A 17,595-nucleotide genomic window follows, 5' to 3' on the forward strand; every position below is an offset into this window, starting at 1 on the left:
CGGCACGGTTATATTTTGCGTCGCTTATGAATTGCAGGTAGGATGCCTCGCCATGTTTCGCCTTATCCATACGCAGAATGACTGGGAAGGCAACATGTGTTTGCGCAGAAGCAATCGTTTGTATTGCACTCTGCCAGGCAGGACTATCACGATAATGGTTCAGACAGGCAAACAGGTAACTCAATGAAAACAAGCAATAAAAGCGCAGCCGATCATCACGCTGCTAAACGTCGCTGGTTAAACTCCCATGAAGAGGGCTACCACAAAGCGATGGGCAACCGTCAGGTTCAAATGATCGCCATCGGCGGCGCTATCGGAACGGGTCTGTTTTTAGGTGCTGGCGCTCGTCTGCAGATGGCTGGCCCGGCTCTCGCCCTGGTCTATCTGGTGTGCGGGATCTTCTCTTTCTTCATTCTTCGTGCATTGGGCGAACTGGTACTGCATCGCCCTTCCAGCGGCAGTTTTGTCTCTTATGCCCGTGAATTCCTCGGTGAAAAAGCGGCCTACGTTGCTGGATGGATGTACTTCGTCAACTGGGCAATGACCGGTATTGTCGATATCACCGCCGTCGCGCTTTACATGCACTACTGGGGCGCGTTTGGTGATGTGCCACAATGGGTGTTTGCGCTGGGCGCACTGGCCATTGTCGGCACCATGAACATGATCGGCGTGAAGTGGTTCGCGGAGATGGAGTTCTGGTTCGCGCTGGTAAAAGTGCTGGCCATCGTGGTGTTCCTGGTCGTGGGTACGGTGTTCCTCGGTAGCGGTAAACCGCTTGATGGCAATGCCACCGGTTTCCACCTGATCACTGATAACGGCGGTTTCTTCCCGCATGGCCTGCTGCCTGCGCTGGTACTGGTTCAGGGTGTGGTGTTCGCCTTCGCGTCCATTGAGCTGGTCGGCACCGCGGCGGGTGAATGTAAAGACCCACAGACCATGGTACCTAAAGCCATTAACAGCGTTATCTGGCGTATCGGTCTCTTTTATGTTGGTTCCGTGGTGCTGCTGGTTCTGCTGCTGCCGTGGAACGCCTATCAGGCGGGTCAAAGCCCGTTTGTGACCTTCTTCTCTAAACTGGGCGTGCCTTATGTTGGCAGCATCATGAATATCGTGGTGCTGACGGCTGCGCTCTCCAGTCTGAACTCGGGTCTTTACTCTACCGGTCGTATCCTGCGCTCCATGTCGATGGGCGGTTCGGCGCCGAAATTCATGTCGAAGATGAGCCGTCAGCATGTGCCTTACGCGGGCATTCTGGCGACGCTGGTGGTGTATGTCTTCGGCGTGTTCCTGAACTACCTGGTACCGTCTCAGGTATTCGAAATCGTGCTGAACGTTGCCGCGCTCGGCATCATCGCCTCCTGGGCCTTTATCGTGGTCTGCCAGATGCGTCTGCGCAAAGCGATCAAAGAAGGCAAAGCCGCTGAAGTCAGCTTTAAGCTGCCGGGCGCACCGGTGACCTCCTGGCTCACCCTGCTGTTCCTGTTCAGCGTGCTGGTGCTGATGGCGTTTGATTACCCGAACGGTACCTACACGATTGCCACCATTCCTCTGCTGGCCGTATTGCTGATTGCCGGCTGGTTTGGCGTGCGTAAACGCGTACAAGAAATTCACAGCACGGCGCCGGTTCATCCTGATGATGCCAAACACGACGCCCCGCTGGTTGAAGAGACGTCGCGTTAATATCGACCTGCTGGTTAATACAAAGGGAAGGCATTGCGCCTTCCCTTTTTCTTTGTGTTGAGGAGCGAAACTTAGAGCGTGATACGAATCACGTCATCAGGCTGGGTGGCTTCCTGCTGACGGGTCGATTTTTGTTTTACCGTCACATACAGGGTTTTCCCATCCGCAGAGAGCGCCAGACTGTTCGGATAGACCGGGGTGTCGAAGGTTTTGGTAACGTTGTAGGTTTTCGCGTCGATTACGCTCACCTTACCCGCTTCACGGTGCGTCACATACGCTTCGTTGCGCGCCGGGTTAAACAGAACGGCCAGCGATTCAGGCACGGCAATTTTCTTGATGACGCTGCCGTCCTTCAGATTCACCACCAGCACTTCCGGCTGCTTTGAGTCGGTTAAGAACGCACGCTGTCCGGCGGTATCCAGGCTCAGATTCAGGTAGAAGTGCTCCTTACCGTCGTCCTGCACTTTTTTACGGCTGAGGATTTTGTGGGTTGCCGTATCAATCGTCACCAGTTCGCCATCAGCATTGGTGGTGTAAAGACGTTTTGCCTTCGCATCCAGCGCCAGGCCGGTACTGAATTTACCGGTACTGCTGATGGTCTCTTTCAGCTTCAGCGTTGCACCATCCACTACCCAAATCGCGCTCTCCTGGCCTACGCCGGTGATGTAAACGGTGTTTGTGCTGTCATCGGCCACCAGCTGGCGCGGCTGCAGCGGTTTGACGGTTTCACTGCGCTGACGGTTATCCAGCACCAGTCGCCCTTTCACCTCACCCGTTTTGGCATCAATCGCGGTTACCGCGCCGTTGATGGTGTTACCAAACCACAGCGTCTGGGTGGCATTATCAAGGGTGGCACCGAAGGGTTTGAGATCGTTATGAATGACCTGCGTCACGTCCAGCGTGACCGGGTCAAGGCGATAGACAATCCCGCCTTTGTCCGTTTTGCGGCTCTGCGATGTCGCGACCCACAGCGCATTCTCCTGCTGGCTCACGGCCATTTCATATGCGCCTTTCCCTACCGCTTTGCGCAACATCTCTTCGGCAGCATGAACCTGGAAGGTTCCGGCAAACAGTAACGCCCCTGACAGCAGAGACATACTCAGGCGCGGCGAGCACAGATGACGTAAAGACATAACAATTCCTTTTTTGAACACAGGGTTTACTGCTGACATCACTTCCGGCAGGCAACGTCATGGCATTGCCGTTTTGATAATGAGAATAGTAATCATTTATGAGTCAAATGTGGAGTTTTTCTTTCCTCCCCGGCCTTTCATTAACGCAATGTGCGGTTATAGTTTTCAAAAGATTTACAAAAGATTTAACATATATGGACATGTTCCATTTGGTACGTTTTTTCCATAACCGGTCTATTTCATGAAAATCATTTCTGCCCGTAAGGCAACGCTTCCACTGCTGCTGGTTCCTGTTATCTCTGCGCCTCTCACTGCGATGAGTGCCGATGAACAGACCATGATCGTCAGCGCCACGCCGCAAACCGTCTCGGAGCTCGATACCCCGGCGGCGGTTAGCGTCGTGCATGGCGAGGATATGCGTCATGCTGCGCCACGCATTAACCTGTCTGAATCTCTTGGCAGCGTGCCGGGGCTGCAGATCCAGAACCGCCAGAACTATGCTCAGGATCTCCAGCTTTCGATGCGTGGGTTTGGTGCCCGCTCAACCTTCGGCGTGCGCGGTATCCGTATGTATGTCGACGGTATTCCGGCAACCATGCCGGATGGACAGGGACAAACCTCCAATATCGATCTCTCCAGCGTGGACAGCGTAGAAGTGCTGCGCGGCCCCTTCTCTGCCCTTTATGGCAACGCCTCCGGCGGCGTGATCAACATGACGACCCAGACCGGGCAGCAGCCGCCGACCATCGAGGCCAGCAGCTATTACGGCAGTTACGGTACCTGGCGCTATGGAATGAAAGCCACCGGCGCGATGGGTGACGGGACGCATGCCGGGGATGTGGACTACACCGTGTCCACTACCCGTTTCACGACTAAAGGTTATCGCGACCACAGCGGCGCGCGGAAGAATCTCGCCAACGCTAAACTGGGTGTTCGTATTGATGACGTGAGCAAGCTGACGCTGATTTTCAACAGCGTGGACATGAAAGCCAACGATCCGGGTGGACTGAGTGCCCAGGAGTGGCATGACAACCCTCGCCAGTCTCCGCGTGGCGATCAATACAATACGCGCAAGACCATCAAGCAGACCCAGGCTGGCCTGCGCTACGATCGTCAGCTCAGCACCCAGGACGATCTCAGCGTCATGATGTACGCCGGCGAACGTGAAATGACGCAGTACCAGTCAATTCCTTATCAGCCTCAGCTGAGACCTTCCCACTCCGGCGGCGTGATTGATATGCAGCGCCATTACCAGGGGATTGATACCCGCTGGACGCACCGTGGCGAACTGCTGGTTCCGGTCACCTTTACCACCGGTCTGAACTACGAAAACATGAGCGAAGATCGTCGCGGATACGAGAACTTCGTCATGAACAACGGCGTGCCGGAGTACGGCGTCAAGGGTGACAAACGTCGTAACGAACGTAACCTGATGTGGAACGTCGACCCGTACCTGCAAACCAGCTGGCAGTTAACGCAGAAACTCTCCGTGGATGCCGGCGTCCGTTACAGCTCGGTCTGGTTTGACTCCAACGACCATTACGTGACCCCGGGCAACGGAGACGACAGCGGTGACGCAAGCTATCACAAGTGGCTCCCGGCCGGTTCGGTGAAATATGCCGTGACCGATGCGTGGAATCTCTATGCTGCGGCAGGTCGCGGGTTTGAAACGCCAACCATCAATGAGCTCTCTTATCGTGCGGATAACCAGGGCGGCCTCAACATTGGCCTGAAACCTTCCACGAACAATACCTATGAAGTGGGCAGCAAAACCCGTATCGGTAATGGTCTGCTGACGGCAGCGCTGTTCCGCACCGATACGGATGATGAGATTGTCGTCGATGCCAGCGCTGGCGGTCGTACCAGCTATAAAAACGCCGGTAAAACCCGTCGTCAGGGGGTTGAAGTTTCCCTGGATCAGCAGTTTGCTGAGAACTGGAAGCTGAAAATGGCGTGGACCTATCTGGACGCCACCTATCGTACCAACGTGTGCAGCACCGGCGACTGTAACGGCAACCGTATGCCAGGCATTGCCCGCAACATGGGTTATGCCTCGTTTGGCTGGCAGCCGGAAGAAGGCTGGTATGCGGGATCGGATGTGCGCTACATGAGCGATATCATGGCGGATGACGAGAACACGGCGAAAGCCCCGTCCTACACGGTGGTTGGGCTGAATACCGGGTATAAATTCAACTACGGTAACTGGGGAATGGACGTCTTTGGTCGCGTCGATAACCTGTTCGATAAAGAGTATGTCGGATCGGTTATCGTGAATGAATCCAACGGGCGTTATTACGAACCTGCACCGGGCCGTAACTACGGCGTAGGTCTGTCGGTCTCTTATCGCTTCGAGTAAGCAAAAAGCATTCTTTTTTGCTGTATATTATTTTTATAAATGGAATAACGCTCCTGATGGCAATAAGCCATCAGGAGTATTTAACCAGGAATATAATTCGCGGCAGGATATAGTCGCTCTGCTAAATAATCTCTCAGTTAAAATATTGTCGCTGTAAAAGCGTGTTCGCTTCGTCAATCAACGTCTCTATCGCCTTCTGACTGCCATCAACATCTCTTCGCTCAAGCGCGGACAGGAGCTCGGCGTAGTGATAAGTCGACACCTTGATGTCGTTAAGCTCCTGATGCAGATAGTTCATGCAAGGTCCAATACGCACCCATAGCTGCTCAATTAAGGCGCTGAGTGTCGGCATTTCCGCGTACTGATAAAGCGTAAACCGAAAGATGCGGTTAGCATGCAGCGCCTGCTGAACGTGCCCGTTGCGCATGGCTTCATGGAATGTCTCTGATAGCTTGCGCAACACCTCCAGCTTATTTTCCGTCATATGCTGACAGGCGGCAGCTACCGCCATAGGCTCAAGCTGTTTTCTGATGGCGTTAATCTCGTTATAACGCTCAAGCGTGACCTCAGGAACCAGAAACGCCTGGGCTGGCGTGGCGTGTAATGCCCCAGACGACACCAGACGCAAAAGCGCCTCGCGGACCGGGGTAATACTGGTTCCTAATTTATCAGCAATTTCTTTGGTAATCAGTCGAGCGCCAGGTTTCAGTGAGCCTGTAATTAACGCGCCTTTCAAACTGAGTTCGACTTGCATGGTAAGACTGATCCTTTGCGCTTTTTCTAAATGGTCCAAATCAAGCATGTTCAATTCCTGTAGCTAATACTTAATGCTATTTTTAAACGCCGTTTTTTATAAACGACGCTGTTCCGATATATCCTGTATCGTCATGCCTGGTGATGGGAAGTCTGTAAAAATGGCAAGAAATGCAAAATTTATTTTTTTTCGTTTTCGTGCTCATCTGAACGGAAGGCGCGAAAAGCCATGTCCAGTTAATTAAAGACAATATATCGTATCTTCACAAATAAATATGGCGGGAAACCCCGCCATATTTTAGATTATTTATTGTCACCCGCGACGCGAATCACGACTTTGCCGAAGTTTTTTCCTTCAAGAAGGCCAATCAGCGCCTCAGGCGCATTCTCCAGGCCGTCTGTAACCTGCTCACGGTAGTGAATTTTGCCTTCCTGCACCCAGCGCCCCATCTCATCCTGGAACTCCTTGATGCGATGGCCGTAATCCTGAGCGATGATAAACCCCTGCATACGAATACGTTTCTTCAGAATCGTCGCCATCAATAACGGCAAACGATCCGGCCCTTCCGGCAGACCCGTCGCATTGTAACCGCTCACCAGACCACATACCGGTACGCGCGCCGAGGTGTTCAGTAAGGGCAACACGGCGTCAAAAACTTTCCCGCCGACGTTTTCATAATAGACATCAATCCCTTTCGGGCAGGCCTTTTCCAGCTGGGCCGCGAAGTCATCGGCATGGTGATCCAGGCATTGGTCAAACCCGAGCACCTCTACGGCATGGCGGCATTTTTCTGTACCACCGGCAACGCCGATCACCCGGCAACCTTTGATTTTACCGATCTGCCCGACCGTCGCACCAACCGGCCCCGTCGCCGCCGCAACCACCAGCGTTTCACCGGCTTTAGGCTGGCCGATGTCCAGTAGCCCCATATAGGCGGTAAACCCTGGCATACCCAGAATGCCCAGCGCCCACGAGGGGTGAGAAATATTATCGCCCAGTTTCACCAGGCCGCTGCCGTCTGAAATTGCATACTCCTGCCAGCCGCTGTAGCCCAGCACCCACTCACCCGGCGTATAGTCCGGATGATTTGACTGCTCCACGCGGCTGACCGTTCCCCCCACCATGACCGCCCCAATTTCCACTGGCGGTGAATAGGAAGGTGCATCACTCATGCGGCCACGCATGTAAGGATCAAGCGACAGCCAGACCGTGCGCAGCAAAAGCTGTCCTGCCTGAGGTTCAGGAACAGGCTGCTCTTCCAGACGAAAATTCTCCGCGACCGGCGCACCGTGCGGACGAGAAGCCAGAACCCAGCGGCGATTTTGCGAAACAGATTGATTCATCAGGAACTCCTTCTGGTACAAATGTCATTAGAGCCTGGCTCATGATCGGCGTAAACGCTTTAACTTTACGAGCCAGACTGGTTAAGCCGCACAACCAGATAGATACAGGTTTCATTCGTCTCATTAATGAACCGGCAGTCGTTGGGCGGCCCCAGTTCCAGGCAATCACCGGCGTGCATTTCATGACGGGTATCGCCCTCCTGGAAAACCAGTTCGCCAGACTGCAGCCAGATAAGCTGGCGCGCCAGCGCATACGACGAGGCGGGCATAGGGACATCACTTCCCGCCGGCAGCTCAACCTGAACAAGATCGATGGGCAGATCGGTGCGGGGTGAAACGTGGCGGCGGAGGTAGTGTGTCTGAGGGTCACGCCAGACGGGCTGGTTTTCCAGACGCAGCAGCTTTCCTTCCTGCATTTCGGCCCTGGCGATCAGCGTTGACATGCTGATGCCAAACGCGCCGGATAACCGCGCGAGCAAGGTCGCCGTCGGGCTGCTGTCCCCGCGCTCTATCTTGTGGATCATGGCGCGCGAGACGCCGGCCCGGTCAGCAAGCTCGCTTAATGACCATCCTCGCGACTCGCGTTCAAGGCGAATTCGCGCGCTAATCCTTTGATTCATTGTGTCTGTCATAGTATTCATGACGTCATACTATAGTGTATGAACGGCATTTCAACGCGGTTTTGATAACAAAAAAATCTGGCTTATGTCATAGCCATCCGTCTGTACAGTTGTGTAATATCGTAACCACAACGTAATACTATAGTGAACAACACACTCAGAGGTTCAAACATGATCGTTCGTCATGCCTGCAAAGAAGACTGCGCCGCTATTGGGGAGATTTACAACCACGCGGTGCTGCATACTGCCGCGATCTGGAATGATAAAACCGTCGATACGGATAACCGCATTGCCTGGTTTGAGGCGCGTGCCCTCGCAGGCTACCCGGTGCTGGTGAGTGAAGAGAATGGCGTTATCACCGGCTACGCCTCGTTTGGCGACTGGCGCGCCTTTGACGGTTTCCGGCATACGGTAGAGCATTCTGTCTACGTTCATCCGGATCATCAGGGGAAAGGAATTGGCCGCACGCTGATGAACGCGCTGATTATTGAAGCGCGGACCCTCGGCAAACACGTCATGGTGGCGGGCATTGAGGCGCAAAACCAGGCCTCTATTCATCTTCATGAGACGCTCGGTTTTGTGACCACCGGCCAGATGCCGCAGGTGGGCACAAAGTTTGGCCGCTGGCTGGATCTGACCTTTATGCAGTTGCAGCTTGATGAGCGCAGCGATCCGGACGCTATCTCATGAATCAGTCTCTGACGCTGGCTTTTCTGGTGGCGGCGGGAATTGGCCTGGTGGTGCAAAACACCTTAATGGTGCGCATCACTCAGTCCTCCTCGACCATTCTTATCGCGATGCTGCTGAATTCGCTGGTTGGCATTGTGCTGTTTGTCAGCATTCTGCTGCTAAAACAGGGCTTCGCCGGATTTAGCGAGCTGGCCTCAACGATCCGCTGGTGGACGTTGATTCCGGGGCTGTTAGGGTCGTTTTTTGTTTTTGCCAGTATCAGCGGCTATCAAAATGTTGGCGCAGCGACAACCATCGCCGTGCTGGTGGCAAGCCAGTTGATTGGCGGGCTGGTGATGGATGTACTCAGAAGCAATGGCATCCCCTTGCGCGCGCTGATTGGCCCGGTGTGCGGTGCCGTAATGCTGGTGGTCGGGGCGTGGCTGGTCGCGAGACGCCAGTTCTGACCCCCGGCTCACCGCTACAGTATCGTACCGCCTTTGGTCAGCAATTCCTGACGGGCGTCCATCTCTTCTTTATGTTGCTTACCGTGATGTGCAATCGCGGTACGCAGACGCTGCTGCTGACTGTAGCGATCTTCACGGCTTAACGCTGTGTCATCGCTCAGTTCGATCAGCAGTTCATTCATTCGGCTAATCACTCCCTCTTCGATGGCGGTATCGACACGGGCGATAACTTCATTTAAATGTGACATTGTCACTCCTTGTCAGATGCCCGGCAGGCGCGGTGCCTGCCGGGAAAAATGTCAGTTCAGTTTCGCTTTGGAGAAATCGCTGCCCATCAGGCTCACGCTGTACCCCGTTACGTTGCTGCGGGTGGCGTAGAACGTTTTGCCGTTCGCCAGCGCAATCCACGGTGCCTGAGCATAGAAGATCTCCTGCGCCTGGCTGTAGAGTTTCGCACGCTCACCCGGGTTGCTGGTCAGTTTGGCTTTCTTGACCAGATCATCATACCCCTTATCGCACCAGCGCGCGGCGTTCGATCCGGTTTTGATGCTGTCGCATCCCAGCAGTACATCAGCAAAGTTATCCGGGTCGCCGTTATCGGACATCCAGCCAAACAGCGCGGAATCATGCTCCCCTTTACGCATACCGGAGAGATACTCGCCCCACTCGTAAGAGACAATTTTGGCCTTCACGCCGACTTTTGCCCAGTCGCTCTGGATCATCTCCGCAATACGCTTCGAGTTAGGGTTATACGGACGCTGCACAGGCATTGACCACAGCGTCACGTCCGCGCCCTTCTCCAGACCGGCCTGTTTCAACAAAGCTTTCGCTTTTTCAGGATCGTAGCTGTAGTCCTTCAGATCGTTATTAAAGCCCAGCATATTCGGCGGAATGGGTGATTTCGCCACCGTACCGGAACCCATAAAGACCGCATTCACGATGGCTTTTTTGTCCGTCGCATAGTTCAGGGCCTGACGCACCAGCACGTTATCAAACGGTTTTTTCTCGGTATTGAACGCCAGATACCCCACGTTCAACGCCTCCACGGCGTGCAGCTTCAGGTCTTTATTTTTGTTAATAACATCAAACTGAACCGGTGACGGCGCAGGAATAATCTGACATTCGTTGGTCTGCAGCTTCGCCAGACGCGTTTCTACGTTTGGCGTGATGGAGAAAATAAGGTGTTTCGTCGGAACCGCACCTTCCCAGTAGTTCGGGTTAGCGACGTAGCGGATCAGCGAATCCACTTTGTACTGCTGCAGAACGTATGGCCCGGTACCAATCGGCCAGGTATCGACATTCTCAGGCGTCCCTTTTTTCAGCATCGCGTCAGCGTATTCAGCGGAAAGAATAGAGGCGAAATCCATCCCCCAGTCAGCAAGGAATGCGGCGTTTGGTTCGCTCAGCGTAAACTGCACGTGATAATCATCAACCTTTTTGACGTCCTGAATCAGCTTGTCCAGGCCTACGTCATTAAAGTATTCGTAATTACCTTGCGAGACATTGTGATAAGGATGCTTAGGGTCTTTCTGACGCATGACGGAAAAAATAACGTCATCCGCATTAAAATCACGGGTCGGCTTGAAGTATTTATTGCTGTTGAACTTGACCCCTTTACGCAGCGTAAAGGTATAAGTCTTACCGTCCGGGGAAATTGTCCAGGACTCTGCCAGCGACGGTACCGGAGTGTTTTTCACCGGGTCGAAATTGATCAGGCGGTTATACAGGACCTGAGAGCTGGCCACGAATGACGGGCCTGAGCTGGCGATCTGCGGGTTGAAAGACTCCGGTGATGCTTCAGAGCAATAAATGATGGTGTCATTATTCGCCGCCCATGCGGCACCTGCTGGTAAGAGAGTGCTCAGTGCGAGAGCGAGCAGCGTTTTCCCTGTAGACATGGTTATAACCCTGGCAGTTTTATTATATTGGACTGTAATAACAGCACAGCCGCTATAACCTGGCAAATAACGAATCACTATCAGGTTATTCTAAAGCAACGTTTTCCGCTGGTTTTACAGCCAGTGCGCCAGAGGTTGATTTGCCTTAAGTGCCATTATTCGTCAAGCACAACCGCACCTTTCTATGCCACAAGAAATCGTCCCTTTTGGCGTCTCTTCCTCCGTTTGGTTGCTTCCCGATTTCGTTAAAGTAACGGTGTGAAGAAGTATATGGGATCAAATCGTGGCAAAAACTCTTTTACGCAGCGGTAATCTGGATGATTTTCAGGCCGTTGGCGGCGGCGGACAAGCCGTTTTTGAATCAGCGTTACAAATCCGGGAAGCGCTCCGGTTACGCAAACAACAGGCGATTGTCGACTGTCTGGCTATTCCGCAGGTCAATGATGGTGGCGACCGTGTCGACTGGTATTCGCCGGTCGACGGTTGCGTAACCAGCTGGAAAGCGGCGAACGAAGACGATCGTTATCGCGCCCTTCGCTATCTGGAAAATACGCTGGCCAGCGTTGAATCGCTGAGTAAGAAGTGCCTGCAGTCGCCAAAAACAGCGCAACAGCTTTTCGGCTCCCTGCTGTCGAAAGCATTTCAGTTTCCCGGCGAAAATTTCCTTTTCCTGGTTGATGGAAAGCCGGTCATAAGCTTCTGGGGGTTTGTAAATCTCAATGAGAATGCGCGTGACGACGTACTCGACTGTTTACGTGAATCGCTGATCCCTGAGCCAGCCCCGATTGTCATTGAAGACCCTGAACCCGAGCCGGAACCGACCCCAGTCCTGACCTTTGAACAGGCCGATGAGCCGCTGATCGCCCCGGCCACGGTGGTGCGCATCACGCCGGACGAACTGTATACGCCTGAACCTGCACCGGTCACTGTGCCACCTGTGGAAGAACCCGAGCCAGAGCCTGCGATCGTCGCCAAAAAACGCCGCGTTCCCCTGTGGACGCTTCCGGTTGCCGCCGTGATCGTTGCCGCGATTGCCACCCCGTTGCTGTGGCCAAAACAGGCCCCTTCTGCCGAGCCAGTGGCTGTCGTTGCCCCTGAACCTGTCGCCATTGCGCCAAAGCCGATTAAAGCCGTTGAGCCACTGCCGATGAAATTACCGCTGCATCAGGCAGAGGTGGTCGCGAGCAAAGAAAAAGAGCCGGCTCCCGTCGCTGCCCCAGCGCCTGCGCCGGTTGTGATTGCGGCGATCCCGAAAGACGCCATGGTCATGGAAGCAAACCAGGTGAAAGCGGGGTCGACGCGTTTTCTGAACGGAACATGGCGTGCGATCCTCGACGTGAAAGATCCGATTACCGGCAAACCACCGTCGCTGCGCTATCAGATCCAGAACAATAAAGGCTTCGCTCGTGTTGTTCACGGTGACAATGTTGTCTGCCGCGTGGAGGTTTTCTCCGGGCTGCACAGCAATGGCGAACTGATGATCAAGAGTCGCGGTAATGCCCGCTGCACAGACGGTTCACGCTACCCGATGCCGGAAGTTGCCTGTAAAGCAGGTACCAGCGATGTCGCTGAATGTAATGCCCGTTATGATGCCAAAACCGTCGTTCCACTGACGTTCAAGAAAGCAGGTGCCTGACCCTATGCTGGTAAATCTTTGCGACTATAAACAGAGCGTCACGCTTATTGCCAACAGCGGCGTGCAATTCCTCGATTTTGGCCTGACTCCGCAGGACACCGCCAGCAACGGGCGCTTCGTACGTAAAACCGCCAACGGTCCGCTTCTGCGTCTCGATTTCGATCTCGTCAACGGGCGTTACACGCTGCCGGGATTGAACGGCGGACAGCCTGAAGTGGTGAAACCGGAAACCACGATCCCACTGCATCAGTCCCTGACGGTGCTGGATGGTGTCTGGCTCCCCATTCCCTTCCTGCGCTTCAATCCGCCACGTACCTTTGTTGACGGGCCGGATAACTGGGCGCGAGTCCAGGTGCGTAAACTTGAAACGCCTGATGCGGCAGGTAATACGCACCGCGTCACGCTCGCTCTCGACAGCCAGATTGCAGAGCATGCTACTGCCGCGCTGTCCCCGGTTGAAAATGACATTCTCAACGGCACCCGTTTCGGACTGGCATGGCGTGACGATGAGGTGGAAAGCTTCCTCGACCAGACCTGGATTGACGGCTGGCTGCGCGAGGCGTTTACCCACTATGCGACCGACGTTGAAAACCGCGCAGAACGCGACCTGCAACAGGCAATGCGCAGCTTTGAGTACCAGGCACACTGGCTCAACCTGCTGTCCATGCTCGGTGAACAGCTTACCGTACCGGAAGTGAAATTTGTCACCCATACCCTCAGTACGCCGGCTATTCCGGTCGACCTGATCCTCGACGTCGGAAATACCCATACCTGCGGCGTTATTATTGAAGATCACGGTGATGCGAACGACGGTCTGCGCCAGACGGCCGAACTGCAGGTGCGCTCGTTAAGCGAGCCACAGTTCCTCAATGAGCCGCTGTTTACCAGTCGTCTGGAGTTTTCAGAAGCGCGTTTTGGCAAGCAGCACTTCTCGGTGGAAAGTGGGCGTGAAGATGCCTTTGTCTGGCCGTCTATTGTCCGCGTGGGCGATGAAGCCCGCAAACTGGCTACGCGCCGTCTGGGCACGGAAGGTAACAGCGGTATCTCCAGCCCGCGTCGCTACCTGTGGGATGAAACCCCGGTGGTCCAGGACTGGCGCTTTAGCCAGATGAACAGCAAGACCCAGCGCGAACCGCTGGCGACCGCGTTCCCGCTGATGAACCTGATGAACGATGACGGTGAACCGCTCTTTACGCTGCCGCAGGACGAGCGACTGCCGGTTTTCTCCCCGCAGTACAGCCGCAGCACGCTGATGACGCATATGCTGTGCGAACTGCTGGCACAGGCGCTGGGGCAGATCAACAGCGTTGCCACGCGCCTGCGTCTGGGCTTTCCGGCCTCGCCACGCCAGCTGCGTACGCTGATCCTGACCCTGCCCTCGGCGATGCCGAAGCAGGAACGCGAGATCTTCCGTCGCCGCATGTTCGAAGCGATCGCTATCGTCTGGAAAGCGATGGGCTGGCACCCGCAGGACGACGATTTTGCCACCCGTAAGCACCAGGAAAAAAGCGTGGTGCCGGTACCTGCAATCCAGATGGAGTGGGACGAGGCCAGCTGTGGTCAACTGGTGTGGCTGTATAACGAAGCAATCTCACATTTTGGTGGTCAGACGGAAGCGTTCTTCGCCTCCCTCGCCCGCCCGGATCGTGAACCTGAACCAGGCGTTCAGCCGGGGCGCTCGCTGCGTGTCGCCTCTATCGACATTGGCGGTGGCACAACCGACATGGCGATCACCCATTATCAGCTGGATGACGGCTCCGGTAACAACGTCAAAATCACGCCGCAGCTGCTGTTCCGTGAAGGGTTTAAAGTGGCCGGTGACGACACCCTGCTGGACGTCATCCAGCGCTATGTGTTACCCGCCCTGCAAACCCAGCTGCAGAAGTCCGGTATCGCCGATGCCTCTCTGCTGATGGCCTCGCTGTTTGGTGACTCAGGACGTATCGATACTCAGGCGGTATTGCGCCAGCAAACGGCGCTTCAGCTCTTTATGCCGATTGGTCACGCCATCCTTGCCGCGTGGGAATCCAGCGACATCGACGATCCGCTGGCAGGCTTGCATGCCACCTTTGGCGATCTGCTGTCGCAGAAACCGACCCGCAACGTGATGAATTATCTGCAACAGGCCGTCGATCATGCCTTGCCGGCAGGTTCAGACGCCTTCGATCTGTTTGCCGTTCCGCTGCACGTGAATTTCCGTGAAATGCAGGATGCGATGCTGGCAGGCCAGTTCACGCTGGCGTCACCCCTGCATGCGGTGTGCGAGGCCATTTCACATTACAGCTGCGATATTCTGCTGATCACGGGGCGTCCGGGCTGCCTGCCTGGCGTTCAGGCGCTTATTCGCCTCTGCTGTGTGAGCTCACAGAAAAAAAAAAAAAAAAAAAAAAAAAAAAAAAAAAAAAAAAAAAAAAAAAAAAAAAAAAAAAAAAAAAAAAAAAAAAAAAAAAAAAAAAAAAAAAAAAAAAAAAAAAAAAAAAAAAAAAAAAAAAAAAAAAAAAAAAAAAAAAAAAAAAAAAAAAAAAAAAAAAAAAAAAAAAAAAAAAAAAAAAAAAAAAAAAAAAAAAAAAAAAAAAAAAAAAAAAAAAAAAAAAAAAAAAAAAAAAAAAAAATTAAAAAAAAAAAAAAAAAAAAAAAAAAAAAAAAAAAAAAAAAAAAAAAAAAAAAAAAAAAAAAAAAAAAAAAAAAAAAAAAAAAAAAAAAAAAAAAAAAAAAAAAAAAAAAAAAAAAAAAAAAAAAAAAAAAAAAAAAAAAAAAAAAAAAAAAAAAAAAAAAAAAAAAAAAAAAAAAAAAATAAAAAAAAAAAAAAAATTTTTTTTTTTTTTTTTTTTTTTTTTTTTTTTTTTTTTTTTTTTTTTTTTTTTTTTTTTTTTTTTTTATTTTTTTTTTTTTTTTTTTTTTTTTTTTTTTTTTTTTTTTTTTTTTTTTTTTTTTTTTTTTTTTTTTTTTTTTTTTTTTTTTTTTTTTTTAAAAAAAAAAAAAAAAAAAAAAAAAAAAAAAAAAAAAAAAAAAAAACGGTAATGGCCGCCTGAACGTTACGCCAGGCCAGCGTACATTTGACTATTTTTCGCACATTAATCCGGGACATGCCCTGACCAACATGGCCGTGCGGTTCACCCGCGGAAATGCAGAGGTGATGGATGAGGCGTTCCCGCTGCGCCTGAGCCTGGTGACAGAGGCAGAGCTGGTTCAGCTGTTTATCGCCCGCACCACGCTGCAGCCGGACATCCGCGCCGTGGATAAAGCGGTCATTGAGACGCGCCTGGAGAAGTGGCGTGGCCTGCGCCAGCCGCAGGGCGTTCCTGGTATTACGGCTCAGGACGTGGGTGCCATCGCCCGCTTCTGGCAAAGCTCAGTACCTGCCGCGAAACAGCAAATTGATGATGCCCTGTGGCATCAGTTTGCACAGCTGGTCCCTTCGCTCGATCTCAGCACGCGAGCCAGCGTCTGGTCGCTGCTGTGGGGTGAGCAACAGGAGTTGACCCAGCAGTGGTTAAAGCTCGCTCATGTCCTGCATCAGACCAGCCATTCCGGAGCACTCGCCGCCCCGCTCAGCCTGCTGGTCGATAACTTCGGGCTGCCGGGCGAAGGGTTCCTGACTCACGGCACCTTTACCCTTCCGGAGGCCCAGGAGACGCTGCTTCATCCGCTGAACAACGGCGAGATGCTTAACGCCATCAGTATCCCTGTCGATACGCTCGCCTTCCTGACGCGTGAGCTGGTCTTGCCGGTCGAAAGCAGCGCCCTGGATAATGTCGATATTATTGATATTCCGGTCTTTTCAGATAACAGCGCCGATGCACTGAATCAGGCTAAATGCCAGTGGTTGCTGGAGCATTATCGCCAGCAGCTGCAGCCGGACGTGCTTGTTATCTGCAATGCGACAGCCCAGCACGAGCAAACGGCTAAAAAAGCCCGGGTGCTGATGAACTGGGTCAAAGAGACTCAGCCGGTTGAAGAATCCGCCCTGCCGGGGCTGGTGTGGGCGATTACGCCTCACGACGCACGTTTTACCACCCGTCAGAACCTTGATGAAACGGTACAGCACCTGTTGGGCAAACCGGGTGTGCGCTGGGGGACACTGCAGGCGCTGGACAGCAACAGCATGCAGCGCGTGATCGAGTGGTTGTCTCAGGCCACGTTACCCGCTCAGCGGCAGAAGCGTCTTAGCACGCTGAAAGCAATGCTGCGCCAGGAACTCTCGGCCCTGATGAAGGGGTATCTGGCACCGCTGGTTGAGGAACCCGGCGCCAGACGAACTCAGGCCGAAAACATGGTGCGCGTTCTGCAAAGCTCCGCCGCCCGCCACGGTGAACTGCTTGAAGGTCTTCTGCCGCCGCTTAAAGCCTTTGAAACCCTGCTGGCTGTTCAGCAGCCCCGCGAGGAACAGGTGAACGGACTGTTTACGGATACCATTGACCTGTTTGCCGAACATGCCCAGGAGAGCGCCAGTCCATTCCAGACCAAAGACAAAGCTCGCCTGGCGCATAAAGTCTGGATAAACCATCTGCGCCAGTGGAGCCGCAACGATGCCACTGCCGCGCGCCTTGGGCTGGAACCCGCTGTTTTGCAGCAAATTGCCGACGTTCTGGTGGTGGCCAGCTACCGACTGAACCTGCCACAGCAGTTGCAGAACATCGTTGAAACCGACAAGAGCAGCGCTGCTCAACTGCATGCCGTGATGAGCAACTTCATTGGCTGGCTGGGCTACGATCGGACACCCGCAGAGGCACGCCCGGCGAGCCGCATCCGTAAAGGCCAGGCAATCTTTGTCACACCGGTGGTCAACAGTACCGCGCCGCGCCTGACGCGTCTGGGAGAACAACCCGTACATGCGGCAACGGTGTATGTCTATGACTGGCTGGTCGCCCTCTATAGCCGGGCAATAGAGAACATCGATTTCCACCACCCGCACGATGTACAGCCTGCCGCACGCCAGGCCTTACAAGCCCTGTTACGTTAGCGCTCCTGGCCCGCAGAGATGCGGGCTATCCTTTCAGGAATAGAGAACATCGATTTCCGCCACCCGCACGATGTAC

The 17,595-nt window shown here is 53.3% G+C and carries 11 protein-coding genes and 2 pseudogenes; 7 read left to right on the plus strand and 6 right to left on the minus strand.

The genetic code is table 11. The features are described 5' to 3' along the window. Nucleotides 1-183 precede the first annotated feature (183 nt). Complete coding sequence (gene ansP, locus ACMGG3_RS07445; RefSeq protein WP_020884034.1) at nucleotides 184-1,680, plus strand: L-asparagine permease; 1,497 nt, start codon at nucleotides 184-186, stop codon at nucleotides 1,678-1,680. A 71-nt stretch (nucleotides 1,681-1,751) separates the two neighbouring features. Here ansP and ACMGG3_RS07450 read toward each other — a convergent pair whose 3' ends face one another. After that, entirely contained in the window at nucleotides 1,752-2,813 is a 1,062-nt protein-coding gene (locus ACMGG3_RS07450; protein WP_032678242.1) for a YncE family protein, read from the minus strand. Between the two features lie 241 nt (nucleotides 2,814-3,054). Between ACMGG3_RS07450 and pqqU the strand changes: the two genes are divergently transcribed. After that, nucleotides 3,055-5,169 carry a TonB-dependent receptor PqqU gene (gene pqqU / locus ACMGG3_RS07455; protein ID WP_414149750.1) on the plus strand — a complete coding sequence of 705 codons (2,115 nt, stop codon included), beginning with the start codon at nucleotides 3,055-3,057 and terminating at the stop codon, nucleotides 5,167-5,169. Nucleotides 5,170-5,302: 133 nt separating this feature from the next. Here the strand turns inward: pqqU and ACMGG3_RS07460 are convergent, their stop codons facing one another. From ACMGG3_RS07460 to ACMGG3_RS07470, 3 genes are all read right to left on the minus strand, one after another. After that, nucleotides 5,303-5,971, minus strand: a complete 669-nt coding sequence (locus ACMGG3_RS07460; protein WP_020884031.1) for a GntR family transcriptional regulator — start codon at nucleotides 5,969-5,971, stop codon at nucleotides 5,303-5,305. 254 nt (nucleotides 5,972-6,225) lie between these two features. Further along, entirely contained in the window at nucleotides 6,226-7,266 is a 1,041-nt protein-coding gene (locus ACMGG3_RS07465) for an NADP-dependent oxidoreductase (RefSeq protein ID WP_121339641.1), read from the minus strand. A gap of 65 nt (nucleotides 7,267-7,331) precedes the next feature. Next, nucleotides 7,332-7,907 carry a helix-turn-helix domain-containing protein gene (locus ACMGG3_RS07470; protein WP_032670344.1) on the minus strand — a complete coding sequence of 192 codons (576 nt, stop codon included), beginning with the start codon at nucleotides 7,905-7,907 and terminating at the stop codon, nucleotides 7,332-7,334. A 150-nt stretch (nucleotides 7,908-8,057) separates the two neighbouring features. On the opposite strand from ACMGG3_RS07470, the gene ACMGG3_RS07475 reads away from it, so the two are divergent. Both ACMGG3_RS07475 and ACMGG3_RS07480 read left to right on the plus strand, forming a co-directional pair. Continuing rightward, a complete protein-coding gene (locus ACMGG3_RS07475) occupies nucleotides 8,058-8,576 on the plus strand; it encodes a GNAT family N-acetyltransferase (protein ID WP_020884028.1) in 519 nt (172 codons plus the stop codon). Next, a complete protein-coding gene (locus ACMGG3_RS07480; RefSeq protein WP_014170257.1) occupies nucleotides 8,573-9,022 on the plus strand; it encodes a DMT family transporter in 450 nt (149 codons plus the stop codon). The genes ACMGG3_RS07475 and ACMGG3_RS07480 overlap by 4 nt, the downstream gene beginning before the upstream one ends. Before the next feature lie 14 nt (nucleotides 9,023-9,036). Here the strand turns inward: ACMGG3_RS07480 and ACMGG3_RS07485 are convergent, their stop codons facing one another. Both ACMGG3_RS07485 and ACMGG3_RS07490 read right to left on the minus strand, forming a co-directional pair. Further along, nucleotides 9,037-9,270, minus strand: coding sequence for a YdcY family protein (locus ACMGG3_RS07485; protein WP_049023144.1), 234 nt, complete (start codon nucleotides 9,268-9,270; stop codon nucleotides 9,037-9,039). Between the two features lie 51 nt (nucleotides 9,271-9,321). Beyond that, on the minus strand, nucleotides 9,322-10,920 hold the full coding sequence (locus tag ACMGG3_RS07490; RefSeq protein WP_025204114.1) for an ABC transporter substrate-binding protein: 1,599 nt from the start codon (nucleotides 10,918-10,920) through the stop codon (nucleotides 9,322-9,324). 283 nt (nucleotides 10,921-11,203) lie between these two features. Here ACMGG3_RS07490 and ACMGG3_RS07495 point away from each other — a divergent pair, with 283 nt between their 5' ends. The 3 genes and pseudogenes from ACMGG3_RS07495 to ACMGG3_RS07505 form a co-directional block, all read left to right on the plus strand. Then, the gene (locus ACMGG3_RS07495; protein ID WP_044868216.1) at nucleotides 11,204-12,556 is read left to right on the plus strand and encodes an SrfA family protein; all 1,353 of its coding nucleotides are present in this window, start codon (nucleotides 11,204-11,206) and stop codon (nucleotides 12,554-12,556) included. Nucleotides 12,557-12,560: 4 nt separating this feature from the next. Next, nucleotides 12,561-14,903, plus strand: a pseudogene (locus ACMGG3_RS07500) (virulence factor SrfB); the annotation flags it as partial. A gap of 666 nt (nucleotides 14,904-15,569) precedes the next feature. Further along, nucleotides 15,570-17,519: pseudogene (locus ACMGG3_RS07505) on the plus strand (virulence factor SrfC family protein); the annotation flags it as partial. Between the last annotated feature and the right edge of the window lie 76 nt (nucleotides 17,520-17,595).

Origin of the sequence: Enterobacter sp. BNK-18, from assembly GCF_047456135.1 — a bacterium.
GTDB lineage: Bacteria > Pseudomonadota > Gammaproteobacteria > Enterobacterales > Enterobacteriaceae > Enterobacter > Enterobacter ludwigii.